The 21,675-nt window shown below is 33.4% G+C and carries 28 protein-coding genes; 19 read left to right on the plus strand and 9 right to left on the minus strand.

Annotation, left to right across the window (positions count from 1 at the left end):
* The first annotated feature begins 1 nt into the window (after window position 1).
* The 8 genes from N4T20_RS15600 to N4T20_RS15635 all read left to right on the plus strand — a co-directional run bounded on the left by N4T20_RS15600 (window position 2) and on the right by N4T20_RS15635 (window position 4,347).
* Window positions 2–172, plus strand: coding sequence for a hypothetical protein (locus N4T20_RS15600; RefSeq protein ID WP_179004504.1), 171 nt, complete (start codon window positions 2–4; stop codon window positions 170–172).
* Window positions 173–282: 110 nt separating this feature from the next.
* Entirely contained in the window at window positions 283–1,002 is a 720-nt protein-coding gene (locus tag N4T20_RS15605; RefSeq protein ID WP_260670060.1) for a hypothetical protein, read from the plus strand.
* Between the two features lie 3 nt (window positions 1,003–1,005).
* Window positions 1,006–1,485 carry a hypothetical protein gene (locus N4T20_RS15610; protein WP_111369148.1) on the plus strand — a complete coding sequence of 160 codons (480 nt, stop codon included), beginning with the start codon at window positions 1,006–1,008 and terminating at the stop codon, window positions 1,483–1,485.
* Between the two features lie 111 nt (window positions 1,486–1,596).
* Window positions 1,597–1,992: a hypothetical protein gene (locus N4T20_RS15615; RefSeq protein WP_111369146.1), complete on the plus strand. Its 396-nt coding sequence runs from the start codon at window positions 1,597–1,599 to the stop codon at window positions 1,990–1,992.
* A 103-nt stretch (window positions 1,993–2,095) separates the two neighbouring features.
* Entirely contained in the window at window positions 2,096–2,272 is a 177-nt protein-coding gene (locus N4T20_RS15620) for a hypothetical protein (RefSeq protein WP_260670061.1), read from the plus strand.
* On the plus strand, window positions 2,265–2,810 hold the full coding sequence (locus N4T20_RS15625) for a hypothetical protein (RefSeq protein ID WP_204251808.1): 546 nt from the start codon (window positions 2,265–2,267) through the stop codon (window positions 2,808–2,810). Before N4T20_RS15620 ends, N4T20_RS15625 begins: the two co-directional genes overlap by 8 nt.
* 157 nt (window positions 2,811–2,967) lie before the next feature.
* Window positions 2,968–3,489, plus strand: coding sequence for a hypothetical protein (locus N4T20_RS15630; protein ID WP_260670062.1), 522 nt, complete (start codon window positions 2,968–2,970; stop codon window positions 3,487–3,489).
* Window positions 3,490–3,495: 6 nt separating this feature from the next.
* Window positions 3,496–4,347: a hypothetical protein gene (locus N4T20_RS15635; RefSeq protein WP_260670063.1), complete on the plus strand. Its 852-nt coding sequence runs from the start codon at window positions 3,496–3,498 to the stop codon at window positions 4,345–4,347.
* Between the two features lie 244 nt (window positions 4,348–4,591).
* Here the strand turns inward: N4T20_RS15635 and N4T20_RS15640 are convergent, their stop codons facing one another.
* Window positions 4,592–4,774: a hypothetical protein gene (locus tag N4T20_RS15640; protein WP_260670064.1), complete on the minus strand. Its 183-nt coding sequence runs from the start codon at window positions 4,772–4,774 to the stop codon at window positions 4,592–4,594.
* Between the two features lie 157 nt (window positions 4,775–4,931).
* Between N4T20_RS15640 and N4T20_RS15645 the strand changes: the two genes are divergently transcribed.
* Window positions 4,932–5,375: a hypothetical protein gene (locus N4T20_RS15645; RefSeq protein ID WP_260670065.1), complete on the plus strand. Its 444-nt coding sequence runs from the start codon at window positions 4,932–4,934 to the stop codon at window positions 5,373–5,375.
* Window positions 5,376–5,435: 60 nt separating this feature from the next.
* Window positions 5,436–5,738 (plus strand): hypothetical protein, encoded by a 303-nt coding sequence (locus tag N4T20_RS15650; protein ID WP_260670066.1) that lies wholly within the window; start codon window positions 5,436–5,438, stop codon window positions 5,736–5,738.
* A gap of 183 nt (window positions 5,739–5,921) precedes the next feature.
* On the opposite strand, the gene N4T20_RS15655 is transcribed toward N4T20_RS15650, so the two are convergent.
* Both N4T20_RS15655 and N4T20_RS15660 read right to left on the minus strand, forming a co-directional pair.
* Window positions 5,922–6,305 carry a hypothetical protein gene (locus N4T20_RS15655; RefSeq protein ID WP_260670067.1) on the minus strand — a complete coding sequence of 128 codons (384 nt, stop codon included), beginning with the start codon at window positions 6,303–6,305 and terminating at the stop codon, window positions 5,922–5,924.
* 86 nt (window positions 6,306–6,391) lie between these two features.
* On the minus strand, window positions 6,392–6,808 hold the full coding sequence (locus tag N4T20_RS15660) for a hypothetical protein (RefSeq protein WP_260670068.1): 417 nt from the start codon (window positions 6,806–6,808) through the stop codon (window positions 6,392–6,394).
* 144 nt (window positions 6,809–6,952) lie between these two features.
* Between N4T20_RS15660 and N4T20_RS15665 the strand changes: the two genes are divergently transcribed.
* The gene (locus N4T20_RS15665) at window positions 6,953–8,182 is read left to right on the plus strand and encodes a multidrug effflux MFS transporter (protein ID WP_260670069.1); all 1,230 of its coding nucleotides are present in this window, start codon (window positions 6,953–6,955) and stop codon (window positions 8,180–8,182) included.
* 116 nt (window positions 8,183–8,298) lie between these two features.
* Here N4T20_RS15665 and N4T20_RS15670 read toward each other — a convergent pair whose 3' ends face one another.
* The 4 genes from N4T20_RS15670 to N4T20_RS15685 form a co-directional block, all read right to left on the minus strand.
* On the minus strand, window positions 8,299–9,564 hold the full coding sequence (locus tag N4T20_RS15670) for an NAD(P)/FAD-dependent oxidoreductase (RefSeq protein WP_260670070.1): 1,266 nt from the start codon (window positions 9,562–9,564) through the stop codon (window positions 8,299–8,301).
* A gap of 79 nt (window positions 9,565–9,643) precedes the next feature.
* Complete coding sequence (locus tag N4T20_RS15675) at window positions 9,644–10,978, minus strand: DEAD/DEAH box helicase (RefSeq protein WP_260670071.1); 1,335 nt, start codon at window positions 10,976–10,978, stop codon at window positions 9,644–9,646.
* Window positions 10,979–11,173: 195 nt separating this feature from the next.
* Entirely contained in the window at window positions 11,174–12,709 is a 1,536-nt protein-coding gene (locus tag N4T20_RS15680) for a DEAD/DEAH box helicase (RefSeq protein WP_260670072.1), read from the minus strand.
* Window positions 12,710–12,819: 110 nt separating this feature from the next.
* Window positions 12,820–13,353, minus strand: coding sequence for a DUF6155 family protein (locus N4T20_RS15685; RefSeq protein WP_260670073.1), 534 nt, complete (start codon window positions 13,351–13,353; stop codon window positions 12,820–12,822).
* 104 nt (window positions 13,354–13,457) lie between these two features.
* On the opposite strand from N4T20_RS15685, the gene N4T20_RS15690 reads away from it, so the two are divergent.
* Both N4T20_RS15690 and N4T20_RS15695 read left to right on the plus strand, forming a co-directional pair.
* Window positions 13,458–13,751 carry a DUF3817 domain-containing protein gene (locus N4T20_RS15690; RefSeq protein ID WP_008464118.1) on the plus strand — a complete coding sequence of 98 codons (294 nt, stop codon included), beginning with the start codon at window positions 13,458–13,460 and terminating at the stop codon, window positions 13,749–13,751.
* Window positions 13,744–14,991 carry a mechanosensitive ion channel family protein gene (locus tag N4T20_RS15695; protein ID WP_260670074.1) on the plus strand — a complete coding sequence of 416 codons (1,248 nt, stop codon included), beginning with the start codon at window positions 13,744–13,746 and terminating at the stop codon, window positions 14,989–14,991. The genes N4T20_RS15690 and N4T20_RS15695 overlap by 8 nt, the downstream gene beginning before the upstream one ends.
* A gap of 227 nt (window positions 14,992–15,218) precedes the next feature.
* Here the strand turns inward: N4T20_RS15695 and N4T20_RS15700 are convergent, their stop codons facing one another.
* Window positions 15,219–15,638 (minus strand): hypothetical protein, encoded by a 420-nt coding sequence (locus N4T20_RS15700; RefSeq protein WP_260670075.1) that lies wholly within the window; start codon window positions 15,636–15,638, stop codon window positions 15,219–15,221.
* An 81-nt stretch (window positions 15,639–15,719) separates the two neighbouring features.
* Between N4T20_RS15700 and N4T20_RS15705 the strand changes: the two genes are divergently transcribed.
* Both N4T20_RS15705 and N4T20_RS15710 read left to right on the plus strand, forming a co-directional pair.
* Window positions 15,720–16,121, plus strand: coding sequence for a glyoxalase (locus N4T20_RS15705; RefSeq protein WP_202002736.1), 402 nt, complete (start codon window positions 15,720–15,722; stop codon window positions 16,119–16,121).
* An 11-nt stretch (window positions 16,122–16,132) separates the two neighbouring features.
* Entirely contained in the window at window positions 16,133–16,606 is a 474-nt protein-coding gene (locus N4T20_RS15710; protein ID WP_260670076.1) for a hypothetical protein, read from the plus strand.
* A gap of 41 nt (window positions 16,607–16,647) precedes the next feature.
* On the opposite strand, the gene N4T20_RS15715 is transcribed toward N4T20_RS15710, so the two are convergent.
* Window positions 16,648–18,624 (minus strand): dehydrogenase E1 component subunit alpha/beta, encoded by a 1,977-nt coding sequence (locus tag N4T20_RS15715; RefSeq protein ID WP_260670077.1) that lies wholly within the window; start codon window positions 18,622–18,624, stop codon window positions 16,648–16,650.
* 187 nt (window positions 18,625–18,811) lie between these two features.
* Here N4T20_RS15715 and N4T20_RS15720 point away from each other — a divergent pair, with 187 nt between their 5' ends.
* The 4 genes from N4T20_RS15720 to N4T20_RS15735 all read left to right on the plus strand — a co-directional run bounded on the left by N4T20_RS15720 (window position 18,812) and on the right by N4T20_RS15735 (window position 21,672).
* On the plus strand, window positions 18,812–19,762 hold the full coding sequence (locus tag N4T20_RS15720; RefSeq protein WP_260670078.1) for an isopenicillin N synthase family dioxygenase: 951 nt from the start codon (window positions 18,812–18,814) through the stop codon (window positions 19,760–19,762).
* A 111-nt stretch (window positions 19,763–19,873) separates the two neighbouring features.
* Window positions 19,874–20,206, plus strand: coding sequence for a translation initiation factor (locus tag N4T20_RS15725; RefSeq protein WP_091497835.1), 333 nt, complete (start codon window positions 19,874–19,876; stop codon window positions 20,204–20,206).
* A gap of 144 nt (window positions 20,207–20,350) precedes the next feature.
* Window positions 20,351–21,220, plus strand: coding sequence for a nucleoside phosphorylase (locus tag N4T20_RS15730; protein WP_260670079.1), 870 nt, complete (start codon window positions 20,351–20,353; stop codon window positions 21,218–21,220).
* Window positions 21,221–21,231: 11 nt separating this feature from the next.
* Entirely contained in the window at window positions 21,232–21,672 is a 441-nt protein-coding gene (locus N4T20_RS15735; protein ID WP_260670080.1) for a DinB family protein, read from the plus strand.
* The last annotated feature ends 3 nt before the right edge of the window (window positions 21,673–21,675 follow it).

A 21,675-nucleotide genomic window follows, 5' to 3' on the forward strand; every position in this document is an offset into this window, starting at 1 on the left:
CATGAAAACACAGAATACAAGCCAAAAAGTTACCAAAACTCAATTAATGCACATTCTTGAAGTCAGCTACCCTACAGCAAGAAAAGAGTATCAAATCATTTTAGATAGTCTCGCATTAAAAAGGAAATATTTAATGATTTCGGATTTAATTGAGTACAAAATTCTTTCTTAAACTGGAAAAAAATAGAAAAAATTAGAAAGGAATAGAAAGAAATAGAAAACGTCAAATAATAGTTGCAATAACCTTTGTGAAAGAAATTTAAACAAATAAAATTATAACAAATGAAAATTGCAACTATTACAGGCGTTACAAAATCGCCAGAATTACAAGTAACAAAAGCAATCGGTGCTTTGATTGTTTCAAGTGATGTGGCTTTATCAGCCTTAACTACTGAAAAAATCAGTATTTACATTGAACGTGGAAACGGTTCGAATGTCATTTTAGCAAACAAAGTGTTGCTTAAAGATTTCATTTTAGCAAGTACCTACGGAACTGAAAACACTCAATCCGATGAAGATAATGCTTTGATTGCATTATGCGAATTGGCAGACGAAGGTTCGATTTATCTTGCAGATAAAGAGAGTATTAAAATTACTCTTGAAGATTTAATCGCAGGAAAACGTTACGATTTGCACGGTATTGAAGAGCCACAACAAACCAACAATTTATTTTTCTTCGAACAAAAATCTGTTGCGTCAGAGGAGTTCAACAAAAAAATTGATGTTCAAGGGTTTGACTTGGCTGTCATGACTGTAGATAATTCAGTAAGTGATTTGTCTTACCAATATTCAAACGGTCAAGTCGTTAAGTATCTTCCTTTTGAATTGCAGACTTTAAGCCGTGATATTGACCCAATCCAAGCTGTGCTTTCAGACGGAAAAGTTGTTCAAGGTTTAGCGGATAGATTAACTCTCCCTTTGGTGGCTGTCGTTGGAATTGAGATTAATAAGTCTCAAGGCTCGATTATTAATTTCGTCGTAAGATGTTTAAAAACTGTGTAAACTATGGGATTTTTCAAAAAAATTGGAACTGCGATTAAGAAAAATGTTTCGTTCAAAAATTTGGTAAAGGTTGCTACTCCTATTATGGGGGCAATTCCTTTCGTTGGCGGAACTGTTCAAAATATATCGCAGAATTTGCAGGACGCTCACGAAGCGAAAAAAGCAAACAAACAAGCTGAGGAAGAATATAACAAACAACTGGCTTTAAATACTGCAAGTCAAACGGTTGGTGCTGTAGCAAACGCAGGTTCTCAGATTTTTGCGAAAGCTGTAACAACTGGAATAAATGACGGTTTAAGTACTGGTTTTGTTCAGGGTTCAGGTCAGGTTGGTGCTACTGTAGTGAGTTCAACTATTAAGGTTTGGTTCGAAAGAAACTGGAAAATTGTCTTAGGTGCTGTCGCTGGTCTTATTGCATTGATTTGGTTTTTAAGACGTGATAGCAATAATTCAGGAAAAAGAGTTGCTCGAAAAAGATCGTAAGCCTAAAAATTACTATCGAATCTATCTTATTGTATTTCTGATAGATTCGGCAGTAATCATAATTAAAAAACTGGCTGAAATCATATTATTAATTAAACACATTATAAAGTAATGGCACAAAATAGAAAAAGTTATAATTACAATAATCAGAATTATAACAATAATAAACAAAAAGTAAAGCATTCAGGTGCAAAGTACACTACTTACACCCCTGTTTCGGGTCCAAATAAAGGTGTTGAACAGCATCTAACAACTGGTTGGAGATTAGCTAAAGGAGAATTGATTGCAATTAAATGTGTGACAACAACAAAGTCAAATCTTTCAGACAAAGGTTGGTTTGGTTCTGTGGCATGCACTTTTACTAACACTAAAACTGGTGTTCAATCTTTTCATTGGGGAACAATGCAGAAAAACGGCGGTAAGGTCGTAATTGACAGTATGGCATTTGTAATTAATCCTCGTGCAAAAAACGGTGGTTATGCAGGAACATTTATTCGTTCGAACTAATGTTTAGGTTTATATTAAAGTTCCTCCCTCTTATACTTCATGAGGGAGTTGATTTACTCAAAGAACATTTAGAAAAAAGAAAACAATTAAAACAAAATAAGTTATGAAAAATTTGAAAGGAATTGTTTCGATAATTGGTATTATCGTGAAATATGGTGCGGTTGTTACTGCCATTTTAAAAGGTATTCAGGTTGTTTCTGATGAATTAGGCAAACTTGATTTCGGAAAAGACGAGCCTGAAACCTCTGCTAAACCTCAAATTGTAGAAGAAAATGAGTAATTTTTTAGGTAGAAAGGACTTAACACGAGGTATTCGAAATAATAATCCGGGTAACTTGGTTTTGACAAATATTGCTTGGCAGGGAAAAATACCAAATGCACAAAATACCGACAAACATTTTGAGCAGTTTACAGAAGTAAAATACGGTATTCGTGCCATGTTGCGAGATTTGACAAACGACATTGACAAAGGAAAAAATACGGTAAGAAAACTTATAACCGAATATGCACCGCCATTTGAAAATGATACGCAAAAGTATATTGAGGTTATTTCAAAAGCTGTCGGTTTAGACCCTGACCAAACAATTAAAATTGTAGATGCAAAGTTTTACATGGTTATTGCAAGGGCAATTATTAAGCACGAATGCGCTCCCGATCATAATTTAATTTACGATTCTGATATTCAGGATGCAATCGATATTATGGGAGATTACAATCTTGCAAGCGTTACCGTAAATGCAAAAAAGAAATTCAGATTCAATTATTTGATTATTCCCGTACTGCTTTTTTTTTATACTGTTTACAGCGTTACAGTCTAAACAAACGCCGAAAACGATAAAAATTATTAATTCAAAATTTAAACAAGATGTTAGATAAAATCAAACTTTTTTACGCAAACAATAAGACTATTGCAAATGTTGTATTAGTTGCTTTAGCAGGATTTTTAGCTTATAAATTATTCAAGAAAAAATAATTATGGCTCAAAGAGAGATAGTTAATAGAACAAAGAGCCAAGCCAATACTGTTTGGCTCTTTGATTTTCTGCAGAAATACTGGCTTTTATGTGTTGGTATCATTGTGTGTTATCCATTATTGAAAAAGTGGTATGCTAAATTCACGCAAGATGCCGAGGAAAAAGCTTTGGAAGATGCAGAAAAAGATTTAAAAATTGCTGTTTCTAACCCAATGACGAAAGAGATTGAACTGAACAAAATTACACCTCGTAAAGAAGTTCATAATATAGCAGAATCTTTAGCGGTTTGGTTAGGAACAAATAAGCAGACAAAAGACGCGCCTTGGTACACTTGGTTAACTGAGCCAATGTCAAATTTCGAAAATGAAAAAGAGACAATTAACGAGTTATTAAAAGTAAGACAAGTTACAACTGTTCCTTTAGTGATTGGCTGTTATTACGTTATAACAAGACGTGACTTAAAAGCCGATTTGAAAAAATATTTATCAACCTCGGACTTGAAAAAAGTTCCGTTATTTAATTAATCAGATATGGATTTTATTCAATATATAGATGATACTTATGCTGTCAAAGTTAAAGAGATTGAATCTTCTGAGGGATATTTAATTAGAGGAATTCAAACGCCATTTTTCATTTTATCTGTATTTGTCGACAATAAACGTGTTCAGGGTGTTGATTTTTTGAATTACGATAGTTTACCTATGTTATCAGTTATTAATGATTTAGGCAATGTCGATTTAAATGTTATTCCAGAAAATTACTTTGCTACTGCATTTACAGAAATTTATTTTATCATTCCTAATGGAAGTAGCTCATCAAGTGTAGAAATTTCAAATTTTAGTGATTTTCAGAAAAAACCTTTGAGATACCTTAAAGAATATAAGCTACCTCAATTTCGTATCGATGGCAGATTTTCTCAGGGTTCAGGCTATACATTTGATCGTAGGGTTTATTCAATGCTTAATCTCGGAACAATTCAGGGAGATAACAAATTTTACATTGGTAGTTATGATACTTACCCGAATTCTACTCACGTAGATACAATTGAATTTCAGGGTGAAACCCCAAATTATATTCGAAATGGTTATGATTTGGTTACATCGTTCCCCGTTCAGAATAACGGCGGTATCATTCAGTTTGGAGATTTTTACGTAAAAATGACAACTAGCAAAACCTCATATCCTTACGGATTAAGAGTTTACATTTTCACTGATATAAGAACTAATGAATTTTGGATTTTGACAAATTACATTGAACAAGGTACAAGTATCATCAAAAAAGGAGAATTTGACATTTCAACATTTGTTTGTGTAAATGGCGGTTTCAAAATTAAAAATCTTCTTCAAGATGTAGAAATACAAATCAGTACGATTTATGGCTAATACTACCCCTACTCCTTATAGCTGTACAATCTTTAATAAAGATAAATCTGTAAGACCAATAAAAGTTGAGTTTTGTAAATCAATATTTTACTTGCATAACTGGTGTAAGAATATCAAATTTGATTATCATTACATTAATATTTACAACCGTAAAACAGGTAAGTACATTTCAAGACAGTACTATAATGAGTATATTATAGATAAGCCTTTGTATTAATTTACAAAGGCTTGTTCTGTTTTTTTTTTATTTTTCCTCGCCTTTTAATTTTTTGCTTAATTCAGTAAGTTCAACATTAAATGTTATAGTTTCGCCTGCAAATTTAAGTGTTGTTGACCCTTTGCCAGCTGTTCCATAAATGCAATCAATTGAATTGATGTTAATAAAATACGTTTTGCCACTTTCTGTTGTTAATTCAATGAATTTCATATTTATTAGGTTTATGTTATTTATATATGACGAATATAAAACTTTTTTTTAAGGTATAATTATTTATTCTTTTATAGCAATTGACAAAGTGAAATTAAAATTATTGGCACTATATTTGGAAATCTTTAGTAATTATAAACTCACAAAACAAAACCACATGAAAAAAATTACTTTATTGCTTTTAATATTACTTTCAATCCCTGTTTTTGCTCAGGATTCAGATATGAAAGTCTATCTTGAAAAAACAGATGTTGCAACGATCGAGCAGTATGAACTGATAAAAAAAGTTAATTCATTTTATCCTGATATTATGCTTAGTAAGCAGGTTAAGAATAAATTTAAAAACAATTTTAAAACAAATGAGTTTCTTTCTGCTGATGTTGTTTATGAAAATGTTTCAAAATATAAAATGTACAATGTCACAATTTTAGATAATCGCTGTTTATCATACACATTTTTAACTCCAGACGATGTTTTGACATTTGGTGAAGTAAGAACGTTTGATGGTAATACAGTAAGGACATTGTATAAACTTGATAAAGGAAAATCTTTAATGCAATATTTTATTAATGGTAAATTAATTAATGAGGTAAAAGGATAAAAAAATATAAATTGTTATTTACAGAAATTAACTAATATTAACCAATACACGTTTTAAAGAATGGAATTAAAAGAATTTATATCAGAATCTATAAAACAAATTGTCGATGGACTTATCGAAGGTCAGCAATATATCAAAGAAAAATCACCCAATTCAGAAGGTGTAAGTAATAATTATAGAAAAATAAATTTTGATATTGGTGTTCAATCAAGTGAAGGAAATAAAGATGACGTAGGTGGTAAAATTACAGTTGCTCAGATTTTTCAAGTTGGTGGTAAAACGGAAAGTAATTCGTCAATAGTGAATACCAACAGAATTCAATTTGATGTGCTCATAGCTATTGATCACAAGCAATACAGGTAATAATAACCAATAAATAAGCCCCAATAAAACGGGGCTTTTTTTATGTTCCGAATTTTTATATATTAGATTTCTTCAAAAATAAGGCTAAATTATACTGTTAATAAAGTTGTTAACATCTTCTTGGACATACTGCAAATCATACTATAAATTATAGTTCAAAATGAAATAGCTCCAGAAAAGAGCTTATTCGTATAATTTGTTCAAAATCATGTCTTTTGGTACAATGTCGCTTCCTCCATTTTTAGTAAATTGAATTACCGCGTCACTTACAAATAAAACTGCACTAGATTTATTTCCGTTTTTATCTATCAATTTTATCTGCGCTTTATCGCCATGCGGATAAACGTGTCCAGAAACTTCTAGAATGCCTGAGTTTAATTCTTTATGTTCGCTTGTAACTTCGGCGGTTCCAAAAACCTTATAATTAGACTGTGCAATCGTAATTGTAAAAATATATTCTTTCTTGCAGTCTTTGCATTTTTGATTTCCCCATGTTCCAGAAAATTTATTTTGTTGTGCGAATGCCTGCATGGAAATTAAAAATGCTAGGAAAAGAAATTTTTTCATTGTATTTTGTTTTATTAAAATCTGAATCAAATATAAACTAAAAAAGCATCACAGGTCTGCGATGCTTTTTCTAAATCGTATTAAATTTATAATTTTTTCAAATAAACCGATTTTCCATTTAATGATACATCAATCTGATTTGTCTTTTCATTAAAAGTTGTTCGAAGAGCATTTCCATTAAAAATAGTAACGTCTCCATAAACATGGCCAGTTGCATCAGAATTATAATCAAATTTAACTTTTTTGTTTCCTGGCTCAATTCCTAATTTGTAACTTGAAAATTTTGTTCCTCTCAAATCAAAATCCTGCTGCGAATCGATAATTTTTCCGTCTGCATAAAAATTTGTGACCGATTTGCTTAATGTAATGTCCGGGTAATACTGATTTACTTTTTTCAGAAGTTCGTATTGGTCTATACTCGCTTCTTCTTGTTTAGATGTAATGGTTTGTGCAAATGAAATTGACGTGCATAAAACTGCTAATAGTAAAAGGTACTTTTTCATAATTTTCTAATTTAAAGATTCATAAAGAGTTACACTAAATAAGTTGACAATTACTTTAATTTATTGTTTTAAACTTTTTCAAGTCATACTACAAGATATGAAATCTTTACCTTTGTAAAAAATTATACGCCTTTTTTTAAGAAAATGACAACAAAAAAATACATACAGCTCATCCTGATATTAGGTTCTTTAACCGCTCTTGGTCCTTTTTCAATAGATATGTACCTGCCTGGTTTCTCAGGAATTGCAAAAGACTTAAATACTTCTGTGGCTAAAGTTTCTATGAGTTTATCGAGCTATTTTATCGGAATTTCTGCTGGACAGTTGCTTTATGGGCCTCTTTTGGATCGTTTTGGACGCAAAAAGCCTTTATTTATTGGGCTTCTGATCTATATTCTTGCTTCTTTGGGCTGTATTTATGTTGCTGATATTGATTCTTTTATACTGCTGCGTTTTGTTCAAGCCATAGGAAGCTGTGCCGCAACCGTAGCTTCTGTGGCAATGGTTCGCGATTTATTTCCTGTAAAAGATATTCCTAAAGTGTTTTCGCTTTTAATGCTTGTTGTTGGACTTTCTCCTATGCTGGCACCCACTATTGGCGGCTATGTTACCGAAGATTTAGGCTGGCACGCTGTCTTTTTTATACTGATGTGCATGGGAATTGTTATTTTATTGGCTTCGCAATTTGGGTTGCCAAATACATATCAGCCAGATACTTCAATTTCGTTAAAGCCAAAACCGATTCTTTCTAATTTTGCTTTGGTTTTAAAAGAACCTCAATTTTACACTTACGCATTTACAGGTGCGGTCGCTTTTTCAGGATTATTTTCTTATGTGGCAGCCTCTCCACTGGTTTTTATGGATATTTATAAAGTTGATGCTAAAACTTATGGATGGATTTTTGCCTTGATGTCTGTTAGTTTTATCGGCTCAAGTCAGTTGAATTCTATGCTGTTAAAGCGTTTTTCAAGCGAACAGATGATTTTTGGTGCTTTAATTTCTCAATCTGTTATAAGTATTGTGTTCTTAATTTTGGCTTTAAATGACCTTTTGGGATTGTATCAAACTATCGTCATGCTGTTCTTGTTTCTGGCTTGTTTGGGAATCTCAAATCCAAATACTGCTGGATTGACGCTTGCTCCTTTTGCAAAGAATACTGGAAGCGCTTCTGCATTAATGGGCGCAATTCAGTTAGGAATTGGAGCTTTGGCATCGTTTGCGGTTGGTGTTTTTGTTAAAAATTCTGTTACTCCTATGGTTGCAATCATGACCACTACAACTATTACAGCATTTATTGTTCTAAATATCGGAAAACGTTTCATTAAACAAAAAGTAGAATTGTCTGATAGCGACGATGTTATAGTAGGCCATTAAAAGTTTTAAATTCCAAAAAAGAAATTCCAAATTCCAAAACTAAAACTTCGATGATTTAAAAATAAAAAGCCAAAATCTTTTGATCTTGGCTTTTCTATAAATTGGAATTTAAAACTCTAATTTTGCGTCTTTTTATCTGGTCTGATAATCATTCTGAGAGATTGGTCTTTTGCGAAATACGCAACCATCCAGTTCCAAAATGTGTTTAATCTGTTTCTGTACGTAATCAAAGAAATTAAATGGATAAACAGCCAGATGATCCAAGCAAAGAAACCTTTAAAATGCCATTTTGGACTTGGCAAATCTACAACTGCTTTTGCTTTTCCGATAATTGCCATTGATCCTTTGTCTTTGTAAGCGAATGGTTTAAGAGGTTTATTGGCAACCATGGCTTTAAAATTCTTCGCCAGATTTAAACCTTGCTGAATAGCCACCTGTGCAACCTGCGGGTGACCGTCAGGGAAATTTTTATCTCCTGCTAAAATAGCGGTATCTCCAATTGCATAGATATTCTCTACACCCTTTACTTTATTAAATTCATCAGTTGCCATACGTCTGCCGCGCCCATAGCTTTCTTTAGGAATTCCTTCGAAAATTCTGGCAGATACTCCTGCAGCCCAAATTAAGTTTTTGGTTTTAATGGTTTCTCCATTTTCAAAAACTACAGTATCGTCTACATAATCAACTACTTTGGTGTTTAATTTTACTACAACTCCAAGTTTTGTTAGCGCTTCTAAAGTATCTTTTTGTGAATCTTTGCTCATTGGCGACAAAAGCGCATCACCGCCATCGACTAAATAAACATTGCTGGCAGAGGTGTCTAATTCTGGATATTCTTTCAGCAGAATATTTTTTCTCATTTCAGCAAACATTCCAGAAACTTCCACTCCTGTTGGCCCCCCTCCTGCTACTACAATTGTAAGTAATTTACGTCTTTTGCGCATATCCTTGCATATGGCAGCTTTTTCAAGGTTTTTAAGCAGTGTATTACGCATTACGATGGCATCATTTAAGGTTTTCATCGGAATAGCGTTTTTCATCACGTTTTCCATTCCAAAATAGCTCGTTTCAGCTCCAGTGGCAAAAACAAGGTAATCGTATTCTAGTTCTCCGTTGCTTAAAGTGATTTTCTTTTCAGCAGGAGAAACAGACAATAGTTCGCCTAAACGAAACTGTAGATTTTTTTTACCGGCAAAAAATTTCCTAAAAGGATAGCTGATGCTCGATGGTTCTAAAAATGCCGTTGCAACCTGATATATAAGTGGAGGGAAAAAGTTATAATTATTCTTGTCTACAAGCGTTACTTGTATTTGAGGCTGATTTACAAGCTCTTTTGCTAGATTGATTCCTGCAAATCCGCCTCCAATAATGACTATCTTCATATATATTTAATTAAGGGGATTATAAAATAATTCCTTATAAATATACAACTTTAATATGCAATGACAATTGTCATATTTATTACTTTTTGAATTTTTTAACGGTTTTATCAACTATATCGATTTTGTTCTGTAGGACATAACTTGCCATTAATTTCTCGATTAGTTCGTCTTTAGTCAAATGGTGAAAAATGGTTTTAACCTTAGTTTTTAAATCTCCTGAAAGTTCATGATTTGGTTTTGTTTTAAAGATCTGTTTGGCCCATAAAAGCATATTGTTTTCTTCTAGACTCGCAGCTGAAGGTTTTTTAAACTCTGAAAATCTAATTCCCAATTCTCTTTCAAAATCTGCAATTTCAAAAACTTCTTCTTGCTGCAAAACAGTTAAAGAAAGTCCTTTTGCCCCCGCCCTTGCAGTTCTTCCGCTTCGGTGAACGTAATTTTCGTAAGTGTCAGGAAGATGGTAATTAATCACATATGAGATTTCTTTTACGTCAATTCCTCTTGCCGCCAGATCGGTTGCAACCAGAATATTGATGTGCCCTTCACGAAACTGCTCCATGATTCTATCACGAATTCCCTGTGTCAAACTTCCATGAAGCGCACCCGATGAGAACTTATTTATCGCCAGATTTTTAGCTAATTTATTCACAGCAGCTTTTGTTTTGCAGAAGATAATTCCACGTTCTCCGTCTCTAGAATTTAAAAAATGCATTAAAACTTCCAGTTTTTCAATAGGATCCACCACAATATATTCGTGGTCAATTCCTTCGTTTCCAACTGTTTCCATGCTGGCGCTTATCTGAACTACATTTTTATGTAAATAATTCTGTATCAGCTGTTTGATCGTTCCAGGGAGCGTTGCCGAAAATAATAAAGTGCGGTGTTTTTTAGGCAGTTCGGCAACAATTTCATCTAAGCTTTCTTTTAGTATTGCCACCATTTCGTCAGCTTCGTCTAAAACTAAATAATCCGTCTGCTTCAAATCGATCGCTTTGCGCTGAATCAAATCAATTAAACGTCCCGGAGTTGCCACAACGATTTGAGCGCCTTCTTTCAATCGCTCTATTTGAGGTTTTATTGGAGTTCCTCCACAAATTTGAGCGATAGATATATTAGGAATATATTTTGAAAAACTTTCTAAGTTTCTAAAAATCTGCTGTCCCAATTCTCTTGTTGGCACTAGAACTACAGCTTGAACGGCATTCGATTCTGTGTTTGCCAATTGAAGCAGCGGGAGTCCAAAAGCGGCAGTTTTTCCTGTTCCTGTTTTAGCTAAACCTACAATATCATGGGTTTCGCCCAAAAATAACGGAATTGTTTTCTGCTGAATTTCTGTTGGTTCAACAATATTTAATTCGCTTAAAGCCTTTAAAATTGGTGCTGAAATTCCTAATGTTGAGAATGGTTGAGACATGATTTTTTAATTTTAGATTTTTGACTTTAGATTTTTGATTTTGCCAAAATCTTTTAAAGATTTTATTTCTCCTTAAAATTATTGAACCATTAATATATTTAGAGTTGCTTCTAAATATATTAATGGTTTATTTTATTTAAAGTTCTGTAAAGGAACTTTATGGCTTTTAAACTTTAGACTTTCAGACTAAATTTATCAATCTGGTTCGTTCATGATTTTTTCACGATACTTTTTACCAATCAATAAAGTTAATCTTTGTTTGTAATCGTCCACCAGCCATTCGCGGTAGTTTTTACTGCATTGGCTTAAACATTTAGAATAACGTTTAATACGGTCTTCGATATCATCTTCTAGTTCTTTAGCCAGCATTTTTGCTTCCTGCAGCGTTTCTGTATTGTCTACACACATCGAAGCGTGCTGATCTAGAGATTTATCTAAAACGACTTTAGAACGAAGATTTTGTTTAATGATTAATTTGTGCTCTTCATCTACATCAAAACCTACATCGGCTGTTTTGCTGAATTTTGCTCGCAATTCTGGCGGCATACTGTATTTAAAGAACATTTCAATTTCATGGTCGTCACGCAGATTTTCCAAGTAAAACTCTGGCGATTTAAAAATATGCTGCCAGTTTACAGGATCGCTCCATAAACCAAAACGGGCCGCATTGTTTCCTAAATCAATAACTGTAAACTCATCTTTTCCAGGCAATTTACGAGAACCTCGGCCAATCATTTGGAAATACAATGTCAGAGATTTTGTTGCTCTGTTCAAAATGATCGTTTCTACAGTCGGCTCATCAAAACCAGTTGTTAAAATTCCGACAGAAGTCAAAATTGCATCCGGAGTCTTTTTAAACCATTGCAAAATGTCTTTACGCTCTTCAGAACTGCTTGTATTATCTAAGTGTCTAATATCGTAACCTGCTTCTCTAAAAGTTTCATATACATATAAAGAAGTATGGATACCGTTATTAAAAATCAATGTTTTCTTTCCTAGAGAACGTTCTGTGTACGCATGAAGCAGTTTCTCCTGCATCAAAGTATTCGTATATAAATCGTCTGAAGATTTTACGGTATAATCACCGTTGATACCTACTTTCAGCGAAGTCAATCCAACATCGTAGCTATAAGTCGTTGCTCTAGCCAAAAATCCTTTATCAATCAATGAACCAATAGTGTCGCCAACAATAAGTTCGTGGTAGCTTTGGTGCATTGGCAATTTAATATTAGAACTCAAAGGCGTTGCCGTTACTCCAAGAATAAAAGCATTTTTAAATGAGTTTAATAATTTTCTAAATGAGTTGTAGTGTGCCTCATCAATAATAACTAAACCAATATTGTCCAGATGAAGCTTTTCATCATTAATACGGTTTTTTAATGTTTCAACCATTGCCACAAAACAAGAAAAATCATTTTGATCCGGCAATTCTTTTACTTTACTATTGATTATTTTGTTTGTAACGCCAAAACCTGTCAGCATTTTTGAAGTTTGCTTGCAAAGTTCGATACGGTGCGTTAAAACAACCACTTTTTTGTCATTATTAGACAAATAGCGGCGAACGATTTCAGAAAATATTACTGTTTTTCCTCCCCCTGTCGGAAGCTGATACAGTAAATGGTGTTTTGGAGGAGCATTATCTAAACGGTCAAAAATGGCATCAATATCGCCTTTTTGGTATGCATACAGTTCTTTTTTATCTTCTCTTTGTATTTCTAAAGTTTGAGACATTGTTTATTTTTGGATTTTTGCAAAAATACATCGAAAAAACAGTTATTCATCTTCTTTTAACCTAAAATAAATATTTTTTTTTGAATAAAGATTTTTTATGAGAAAGGCATTTAGTAGCCGATTTTCTCTAAAATGGCCTCAAAATCGTACTTATTTTTCCATTTTTGCGCTAAAGTTTCCTCCTGAATTGCATTAATTCGCAATTTAAAATCATTAAAAATTCCATTAGAGACAATAAAATTTACCGCCTGTTCAAAAGAATTGAAGATGCTTTTGTAGAATAATTCCTGCTTGATGAAATTTTGCGAAGAAAACGTTTGCGCAATTTCTATATTGTAAAGCATAATATCGGCAACAACATATGAGTCTACGCCCAACATCATAAAATGTTTGATTAATTTTTGAGCAACCGATCTTCGCATTTTGGCTTTTGGACGCCATTTTGCTCCAGGTTTTTTGATCGGGAAATATTCGTGCGAGATTTTGACTTTTGCTTCCTGAAGCAATTTGTCTTCTTTTGGGTTAAAAACAAAGTCATAATATACTTTTACAGGAGCAAATTTCTCGTACAATTCTATCAATTGTTCCTCCAATTGCTCTTTGGTTAATTCGCCTAAATATTTTTTTAAATCTCTTTTACTCATTCTCAAAACTTAAGGTTACAAAAGTAAATTACTTTCCTTATAAATATCCGAAAAACCAACGATAATCCGTAATTTTGCCCCAATAAAACTTAAAAAATATATACATGCTCAAGATTTTCAAAGTTACTGCCATTTTAGAGGGGATCTCTTATTTAGTGTTATTTGCTAATATGTTGATTATCAAAAATAATAATCCTGAACTTTATCATACTTTATTGCGTCCGTTAGGAATGACACACGGCGTTTTATTTATCGGATACATTCTTTTGGCCTTTTTATTGAAAAAATCAATGAACTGGGATTTAAAAACTTTTGCAATCATTTTAGTTGCTTCTCTTATTCCGTTTGGAACTTTTTATATTGAGAAAAAATATCTAGAAACTAAGGCAAATGCATAAGCTTTTGGAGAAAATATTTAATTTTTTATATCCTGTTTTTAGAGATTGGGGAATGAGCCGTAATGTGGCGTCTTATACCAGTCTAGTCATTAATATTGCTATTTTGATAGCGCTGGCTTATGTAATTTATTACGCAGCCAAATTTATCTTGGTCACTTTGACTGCTGTGTTTGCTCAGCGAACCAAAACTAAATTTGACGATTATCTAATTCAGAATAAAACAACTAGATATACCGCCTACCTAATTCCGTTTTTCTTTATCTATAAAGCTGTTCCCGTTATTTTGGATAAATACGAGTATTGGGAATCCATGTTTGGAAAAATCGTCGGCATCTACATCGTTCTGCTCGGATTATGGATTGTTAGAACTATTTTTAATTCGTTGCGCGATTATTTAAAACAAAAACCTGAGTATAGCGACAAACCAATTGACAGTTTTGTTCAGGTTATTATGATTGTGCTCTGGATTTTTGGCGTTGCCATGATTATTTCGACTTTATTCGGAATCAAAAAAGGCGAACTATTAACTATTCTAGGAACACTTTCGGCAATTATCATCTTAATTTTCAGAGATACAATCCTTGGGTTCGTTTCAAGTGTTCAGGTTGCGATAAACGATATGGTTCGAATTGGCGACTGGATTACAATGGATAAATTTGGAGCTGATGGTGATGTTATCGAAATCAATCTGACCACTGTAAAAGTTCGAAACTTTGACAACACCATTACCACAATTCCGACTTATGCTTTAAGTTCCGATTCCTTTCAGAACTGGCGCGGAATGCAGAAATCTGATGGGAGGCGTATTAAAAGGCATATTTTGATAAAAAGCAGTACAATTCGTTTTTTAAATGATGAAGATTTGCGCCAATTGCGAAGAGTACAGCTGATAACCTCTTATATTGACAGCCGTCAAGCGGAAATTGACAAGTACAATGACCTTAGAGGAATTGATAAAACGCTTTCGCTAAATGGCCGAAACATGACCAATTTAGGGTTGTTTAGAAAATACATTATGCAGTATTTGCATGACCATCCGGGATTGAACAAAAATATGCATATTATGTGTAGGCAGTTGCAATCAACCGCGCACGGAGTCCCGTTGGAAATTTATGTTTTTTCAAGCGACAAACGCTGGGCAAATTACGAATATATCATGGCCGATATTTTTGACCACGTTATGGCATCTGTAAGGTATTTTGATCTTGAAATTTTTGAACTGCCTTCAACGTTAAATTGATTTTTATTTCACGTTTCAGGTTTCAAGTTTCAAGTTGAAATAGATTGCGTGTATTTTACCGCAAAGAACGCAAAGTTTTACGCAAAGTTCGCAAAGTTTTTTAGATAAAGCTTTGTGAACTTTGCGTTTATATTAAGTTTGGCATATAACAAAACCTTGCGTTCTTTGCGTTAAAATACACAAGCCATTCAACCTAAAACCTGAAACCTGAAACTTGAAACATTCCTTCACTCCTTCTCTATCCTTTCAAAAAGGAACTCTGGATTTTTATATTCAATAGGAACTTCTGGAACGTAGCACGGAAGATTGAAATAGGTTCCGATTACGCCTTTACCCAAATAAAGTTTTCCGTCTTTCTTTAAAAGTGCTAAAGGAACTCTTTTCCAAGCGCCTCCAAAAGAAATATAATGATAATCTCCTCGAAGCGTATCGCCTCTCAAATCGCCTCTGACATCTCCAGAATCTTTTCCGGTTCCGTAATGCGAAATCTCGTAGCGCCCATAAAAACGTTTGTCGTTTATATGAATATCTAAAACGGCTGTGTCTTTATTATTTACGGCACGGTACAATTGATGATTGTATTTTTCTTTGTCTTCTTTTGAATTGCAAGAAGCTAACAATAAGCATAGAAACAGAAAAAATCGCATAATTTATTTTTAGAAAAACAAAAATAGGTTTTTACTGTGGGATTATTTAGTTAACTTTAAGAAAAACTTTAAACGAACATCATGGAAGATAGAGACACTTTTTTAAAAGAATTCAGAGGCGAAACTTTAGGAACCGTAAGCGCTCAATCTTCAGCAGATGAGATCTTTCAAAACCAAACCATCAGACCTATTTTGAAGCTCCAAAATGACTTATTCATTGCCGTTTTTATCAATTATGTAAACAAAAACAAACCTGATTTTTATTCGTACTCGGTAGAAAAGAAACTTCAGACAATCGAAAATTCCATTCAAAAAGACATTAAGTTTAGAAATTCGCTAAAAGGAATCGTAATGGCGCTTTTTACAGTCGACGAATACAATACTTATATCCAAAATTCTTCGGACTTAAATAAAAGAATGATGAATTTGCTGATTGATAGATTGAAAAATCAGGTGCAGCTGTTTGAAGTGGAATCAAACTAATATATTTTTTGATGAAAATTGAACTCGTAGAAAATAAAAAACAAAGTTTGTATGTTTACGAAAATGATATACTATTATTCTACTCGACAATTGATTTTAAATGGACAAAAAAGAATATTATAAAGATTTTCGACGATAAAGATGATTTGATTTTGGAAATTGAAATTCTTCAATTGCCCTTTAAATTACAAAAAATCAAAATTTTATTTCAAAAAACGATAGAAGAAAAAGTAATCAAAGATTTTACTTATGATTATATTTTGTTTAATAAAAATGAAAATTTGAAAAGACAAAAAGACGACTTTTTTGATTTGAATCAAAATTATTCTTATTCATTAAAGGGAATTAAAATTGCTCAAACAAAACAGAAAATGTGGAATTCTCCACAGAAAATCTCTTTGGAAATTAATGATCAATATTTATACTATAAAAATTTAATTATTATTCATATTTTGGTGATGAGAACTGGATTTAATTCAGATTAAGAAATAAAAAGCGTTTAAGTTTATTTAAACGCTTTTCTATTTTAATATTTTAATAAATCTTTCAAGGACTCTTCAAACCTATTCTTAGGCAAAAACTGATCTTCGAGCGCTTTTGTAAACGGAATTGGAGAATCTAAACTTGCCACGCGTTTTACTGGGGCATCCAGATATTCAAAGCAATTTTCCATAATTAAAGCTGAAATATCACTTGCGATTCCGCCAAACATAGTGTCTTCTTGATAGATTATGGCTTTTCCTGTTTTTTTAACTGAAGTAAAAATAGTTTCGGTATCCAAAGGCTGTAAAGTTCTTAAATCGATTAAATCTGCATCGATTTCCGGATGTTTGGCTAAAGTATCTAAAGCCCAATGAACAGGAGCTCCAAACGATATAATAGTTACCGATTTTCCTTCTTTAACCAAAGCTGCTTTACCTAAAGGAATGGTATAATAGTCTTTCGGAACATCTTGATAAATACTGCGATACAATAATTTATGTTCGAAGAATAAAACTGGATTCGGATCATTGATTGCAGTATTCAAAAGTCCTTTTGCGTCATACGGAAATGCAGGATATACCACTTTTAAGCCAGGAGTTTTGGTAAACCAAGCTTCATTGGTCTGCGAATGAAATGGTCCTGCCTGCGTTCCGCCCCCGCAAGGCATACGAATGACAACATCGGCCTTTTCGCCCCAGCGGTAATGAGATTTTGCCAAAAGATTTACAATCGGATTAAATCCAGTCGAAACAAAATCAGCAAATTGCATTTCTACAATCGCTTTATAGCCATTTATAGAAAGTCCCATTCCTGTCGAAATTACAGCACTTTCGCAGATTGGCGTATTACGAATTCTGTCTTTTCCGAAAACATCCACAAAATTGTCTGTAATTTTAAAAGCTCCACCATATTCAGCAATATCCTGTCCCATGATGACAAGGTTTTTATGGCGCCACATCGATTGCTCCAAACTATTTCGGATAGCGTCTATAAAACGAATATTTTCTAATTCTGTGCCTGGGCTATATTCTTCATATTGAAACTCTTCGTAGACATCATCTAATTCTCCGCTATAAGTTGGTTCTATTTCCGGTTCGGCATTGGCTATAGCCCAATTTTCGTCAATTTCAGCTTTAATTTCTGCATGAAATTGCTCGTCTAATTCTGGAGTTAGAATTCCGTTTTCGGTCAAATATTTTCTGTAGTTCGTAACAGGATCTCTCAACTCCCATTGATCCATTAAATCCTGAGGAACATATTTAGTGCCGCTTGCCTCTTCGTGCCCGCGCATTCTGAAAGTTTTAAATTCCAACAAAATAGGACGTGGATTTTCCTGCATTTCTTTCTTTAGTTGAGACAGTTTATTGTAAATCTCTACAATATTATTTCCGTCAATAATCCAACTTTCAATTCCGTAGCCAATTCCTTTATCGGCAAGATTTTCACACGCATATTGCTCGTTGGTAGGTGTAGAAAGTCCGTAGCCATTATTTTCGATGACAAACATGACAGGTAGCTTCCAAACCGCTGCAATATTTAAAGCTTCATGAAAATCACCTTCGCTTGTGGCGCCTTCACCGGTAAAAACTGCGGTTATTTTTTTATTGTCTTGAAGTTTATTTGCAAGAGCAATTCCGTCAGCAATTCCAAGTTGCGGACCAAGATGCGAAATCATTCCAATAATATTATATTCCTGTGTCCCAAAGTGAAAACTTCTGTCCCGTCCTTTAGTAAAACCATCAGCTTTTCCCTGCCATTGCGAAAACAGCCGATGAAGGGGGATTTCTCTCGTTGTAAACACACCTAGATTTCGGTGCATTGGAAGTATATATTCTGACTGATCTAAAACGGCAGTAACTCCAACGGCAATAGCTTCTTGCCCAATTCCAGAAAACCATTTGGAAACTTTTCCCTGCCGAATTAAGATGAGCATCTTTTCTTCGATCAGTCTGGGTTTTAATATTTTCTTGTATAAATCTAATAATTGCGCGTCAGTCAGGTTTTGGCGATAAAAAAGCATGTAATTTTTAGTTTTAGGTGTTTCAAATATAACAATTTGTAGCTATTTTATTAAATTATGAAATAAAATTTTGAGCAGAAATTTGTTTTTAATGCCTGAGCTTAAGATTATTTTCTAAAATATTATCTACCTTTGTTAGCGAAAGGTATTTATGACACCTTTCTTCTTTAAATATAAAATGTAAAGTATGCAAAACATTCCTAGTGTAGACTTACGTGATTTCCTTTCGGACGACCCGAAACGTAAACAAAAATTTGTAAATGAAATCGGCAGTGCATTTGAAAACATTGGCTTCGTAGCCTTAAAAGGTCATTTTCTGGATGATCAATTGGTAAACGAACTTTATGGTGAAATTAGAAACTTTTTCGCCTTGCCAATAGAAACTAAGCATAATTATGAAATTCCTGGAATTGGCGGACAAAGAGGTTATGTATCTTTTGGTAAAGAACATGCTAAAGGACGCAAAGAAGGAGATTTGAAAGAATTTTGGCATTTTGGCCAATACGTTGACAAAGATTCAAGATGGGCTTCTGAATACCCAGACAATGTTGAAGTTAAAGAATTACCACGTTTTAACGCAGTTGGTAAAGAAGCGTATCAAAAATTGGAAAAAACGGGTGTTTATGTTTTAAGAGCTTTAGCTTTACATTTAGGCCTTGATGAGTTTTATTTTGATGAATATGCAAAAGAAGGAAACTCTATTTTAAGACCAATCCATTACCCTCCTATTACTTCTGAGCCAGAAAACGCAATTCGCGCGGCAGCTCACGGAGATATCAATTTGATCACATTATTGATGGGGGCTCAAGGTAAAGGATTGCAGGTTCAGAATCACAATGGCGATTGGATTGATGCTATTGCTGAAGACGACGAGTTGGTAATCAATGTTGGTGATATGTTGTCTAGACACACTAACAATAAGTTGAAATCTACAATTCATCAGGTGGTAAATCCGCCAAGAGAATTATGGGGAACTTCACGCTATTCAATTCCGTTTTTCATGCACCCAGTAAGCGATATGCGTCTGGATTGCCTTGAAAACTGCATTGATGAAGAAAACCCAAAGAAATACGAAGATATTACAGCTGGAGAGTTCTTATACGAACGTTTAGTAGAATTAGGTTTAATTAAGAAATAAACTTAACTAATTTCCAAACATAAAATTCCAAATTCCAAGTTTTTCTTGGGGTTTGGAATTTAATTTTTAAATATCTTTATGCTTGAAAATTTATTTTTAGAATAAAAGAATATGGACTTAAAAGATCAATTAAAGAATCTATTTCCAGATCATGTTGAAACAAATGAACCTGAACAGGTTGAAGAACAAGAACACGTTCTTTATGTTCAGAAAGAACCTATGATTTGCAAATTTGAAAAAAGAAAAGGAAAACCAACCACCATTATTGAAGGTTATGAAGGTTCTGACGAAGATTTTAAAATCTTAGCCAAAGAAATCAAAACCAAATTAAGCGTTGGCGGAACTTTTAAAGACGATTCGATTATAATTCAAGGCGATTACCGAGATAAAATAATGGCAATCTTAAAAGAAAAAGGATTCAAAACCAAACGTGTAGGAGGGTAAAAAGTTTCAAGTTTCATGTTTCAAGTTTTTCTAATAACACGAAACACGAAACATGAAACATGAAACATGAAACATGAAACATGAAACTTGAAACTTGAAACAAAAACCTTAGCATCTCAGAAACTTAGCAACTATAAAAAAAATATGATACAATCCTCAGAATTGATATTAAACCCAGACGGAAGCGTTTACCACTTAAATCTTCGTCCTGAGCATATAGCACACGACATTATTTTTGTTGGTGACCAGAACAGAGTAGAAAAAATCACTCAATTTTTTGATTCAATCGAGCATTCTGCTCAAAAAAGAGAATTCAAAACCCAAACCGGTATTTACAAAGGCAAAAGAATTTCTGTGGTTTCTACAGGAATTGGCCCTGATAATATTGATATTGTACTAAACGAATTGGATGCTTTAGTAAATATCGATTTAAAAACACGCCAGCCAAAAGAGAAACTGACTTCTTTAAACATTATCAGAATTGGAACTTCGGGTTCTTTGCAGGAAGATATTCCAGTAGACAGTTTTGTAATGTCTAAGTTTGGTTTAGGTTTGGATAATATGCTTCGCTCCTATTTAATTGATGACGTTTCAATTACGGAAATTGAAGACGCATTTGTAGCGCACACCAATTGGGATCCTAAAAAAGGAAAGCCTTACGTAACACAATGTTCTGAAAAATTAGAAAAATTAATCGAATCTGATCGAATTTTTAAAGGAATTACTGCAACAGCTGGAGGATTCTACGGACCGCAAGGAAGAGTTTTACGATTGAATATTCAAGATGAGCAACTGAATAATAAAATGGATAATTTTAGTTTTGATGGAACTAAAATCACTAATTTAGAAATGGAAACCGCAGCAATCTACGGGCTTTCGGCTCTTTTAGGACACAATGCTTTATCGTTAAACGCTATTATTGCCAACCGTGCTTCTGGAACTTTCAGTGCAGATCCGTACAAAGCTGTTGATGAATTGATTGCTTATACATTGAATAAATTGGCAGGTAATTAATCAGATCATTTATGCAAAACGCGATTCTTAAATTTGAGCAATTATTAAACGAGAATGTCAATTATATTCCGACAATAAATAATGAAGTTTTAGAAGTTAAAAATCCTGGGAAATGGTCTAAAAAAGAGATTTTAGGACATTTGGTAGATTCTGCTGTTCACAATCTGGTTCGTTTTACAGAGATTAATTATGCAGAAAAACCATATCGCCACAGACCATATAATCAAATGGATTTAGTAAATTTAAATCAGTATCAGGAAATAGACATTCAGGAACTGACGCAGTTATGGTTTACAATAAACAGGCAGATGGTTCGACTGATGAAGTCTGTTGATGAAAAAGCCTTGGATTATAAAATCATTTTGGCCGACGAATCTGAAATTGATTTGAGGTTTTTAATGACCGATTACGTGGAGCATTTAGAACATCATATTAATCAAATAAGAGCGTAAATT

It is taken from the genome of Flavobacterium sp. TR2 (assembly GCF_025252405.1).
Lineage (GTDB): Bacteria > Bacteroidota > Bacteroidia > Flavobacteriales > Flavobacteriaceae > Flavobacterium.

Excerpts from the sequence above, each read along its gene's own strand:
- N4T20_RS15635 (WP_260670063.1), top strand. The coding sequence starts at position 3,496 with ATGGATTTTATTCAATATATAGATGATACTTATGCTGTCAAAGTTAAA.
- N4T20_RS15700 (WP_260670075.1), bottom strand. The coding sequence starts at position 15,638 with ATGCGATTTTTTCTGTTTCTATGCTTATTGTTAGCTTCTTGCAATTCA.
- N4T20_RS15675 (WP_260670071.1), bottom strand. The coding sequence starts at position 10,978 with ATGTCTCAACCATTCTCAACATTAGGAATTTCAGCACCAATTTTAAAG.
- N4T20_RS15615 (WP_111369146.1), top strand. The coding sequence starts at position 1,597 with ATGGCACAAAATAGAAAAAGTTATAATTACAATAATCAGAATTATAAC.
- N4T20_RS15620 (WP_260670061.1), top strand. The coding sequence starts at position 2,096 with ATGAAAAATTTGAAAGGAATTGTTTCGATAATTGGTATTATCGTGAAA.
- N4T20_RS15690 (WP_008464118.1), top strand. The coding sequence starts at position 13,458 with ATGCTCAAGATTTTCAAAGTTACTGCCATTTTAGAGGGGATCTCTTAT.
- N4T20_RS15685 (WP_260670073.1), bottom strand. The coding sequence starts at position 13,353 with ATGAGTAAAAGAGATTTAAAAAAATATTTAGGCGAATTAACCAAAGAG.
- N4T20_RS15735 (WP_260670080.1), top strand. The coding sequence starts at position 21,232 with ATGCAAAACGCGATTCTTAAATTTGAGCAATTATTAAACGAGAATGTC.
- N4T20_RS15610 (WP_111369148.1), top strand. The coding sequence starts at position 1,006 with ATGGGATTTTTCAAAAAAATTGGAACTGCGATTAAGAAAAATGTTTCG.
- N4T20_RS15645 (WP_260670065.1), top strand. The coding sequence starts at position 4,932 with ATGAAAAAAATTACTTTATTGCTTTTAATATTACTTTCAATCCCTGTT.
- N4T20_RS15715 (WP_260670077.1), bottom strand. The coding sequence starts at position 18,624 with ATGCTTTTTTATCGCCAAAACCTGACTGACGCGCAATTATTAGATTTA.
- N4T20_RS15660 (WP_260670068.1), bottom strand. The coding sequence starts at position 6,808 with ATGAAAAAGTACCTTTTACTATTAGCAGTTTTATGCACGTCAATTTCA.
- N4T20_RS15655 (WP_260670067.1), bottom strand. The coding sequence starts at position 6,305 with ATGAAAAAATTTCTTTTCCTAGCATTTTTAATTTCCATGCAGGCATTC.
- N4T20_RS15725 (WP_091497835.1), top strand. The coding sequence starts at position 19,874 with ATGGACTTAAAAGATCAATTAAAGAATCTATTTCCAGATCATGTTGAA.
- N4T20_RS15630 (WP_260670062.1), top strand. The coding sequence starts at position 2,968 with ATGGCTCAAAGAGAGATAGTTAATAGAACAAAGAGCCAAGCCAATACT.
- N4T20_RS15680 (WP_260670072.1), bottom strand. The coding sequence starts at position 12,709 with ATGTCTCAAACTTTAGAAATACAAAGAGAAGATAAAAAAGAACTGTAT.
- N4T20_RS15665 (WP_260670069.1), top strand. The coding sequence starts at position 6,953 with ATGACAACAAAAAAATACATACAGCTCATCCTGATATTAGGTTCTTTA.
- N4T20_RS15730 (WP_260670079.1), top strand. The coding sequence starts at position 20,351 with ATGATACAATCCTCAGAATTGATATTAAACCCAGACGGAAGCGTTTAC.
- N4T20_RS15670 (WP_260670070.1), bottom strand. The coding sequence starts at position 9,564 with ATGAAGATAGTCATTATTGGAGGCGGATTTGCAGGAATCAATCTAGCA.
- N4T20_RS15640 (WP_260670064.1), bottom strand. The coding sequence starts at position 4,774 with ATGAAATTCATTGAATTAACAACAGAAAGTGGCAAAACGTATTTTATT.
- N4T20_RS15710 (WP_260670076.1), top strand. The coding sequence starts at position 16,133 with ATGAAAATTGAACTCGTAGAAAATAAAAAACAAAGTTTGTATGTTTAC.
- N4T20_RS15625 (WP_204251808.1), top strand. The coding sequence starts at position 2,265 with ATGAGTAATTTTTTAGGTAGAAAGGACTTAACACGAGGTATTCGAAAT.
- N4T20_RS15650 (WP_260670066.1), top strand. The coding sequence starts at position 5,436 with ATGGAATTAAAAGAATTTATATCAGAATCTATAAAACAAATTGTCGAT.
- N4T20_RS15705 (WP_202002736.1), top strand. The coding sequence starts at position 15,720 with ATGGAAGATAGAGACACTTTTTTAAAAGAATTCAGAGGCGAAACTTTA.
- N4T20_RS15720 (WP_260670078.1), top strand. The coding sequence starts at position 18,812 with ATGCAAAACATTCCTAGTGTAGACTTACGTGATTTCCTTTCGGACGAC.
- N4T20_RS15605 (WP_260670060.1), top strand. The coding sequence starts at position 283 with ATGAAAATTGCAACTATTACAGGCGTTACAAAATCGCCAGAATTACAA.
- N4T20_RS15600 (WP_179004504.1), top strand. The coding sequence starts at position 2 with ATGAAAACACAGAATACAAGCCAAAAAGTTACCAAAACTCAATTAATG.
- N4T20_RS15695 (WP_260670074.1), top strand. The coding sequence starts at position 13,744 with ATGCATAAGCTTTTGGAGAAAATATTTAATTTTTTATATCCTGTTTTT.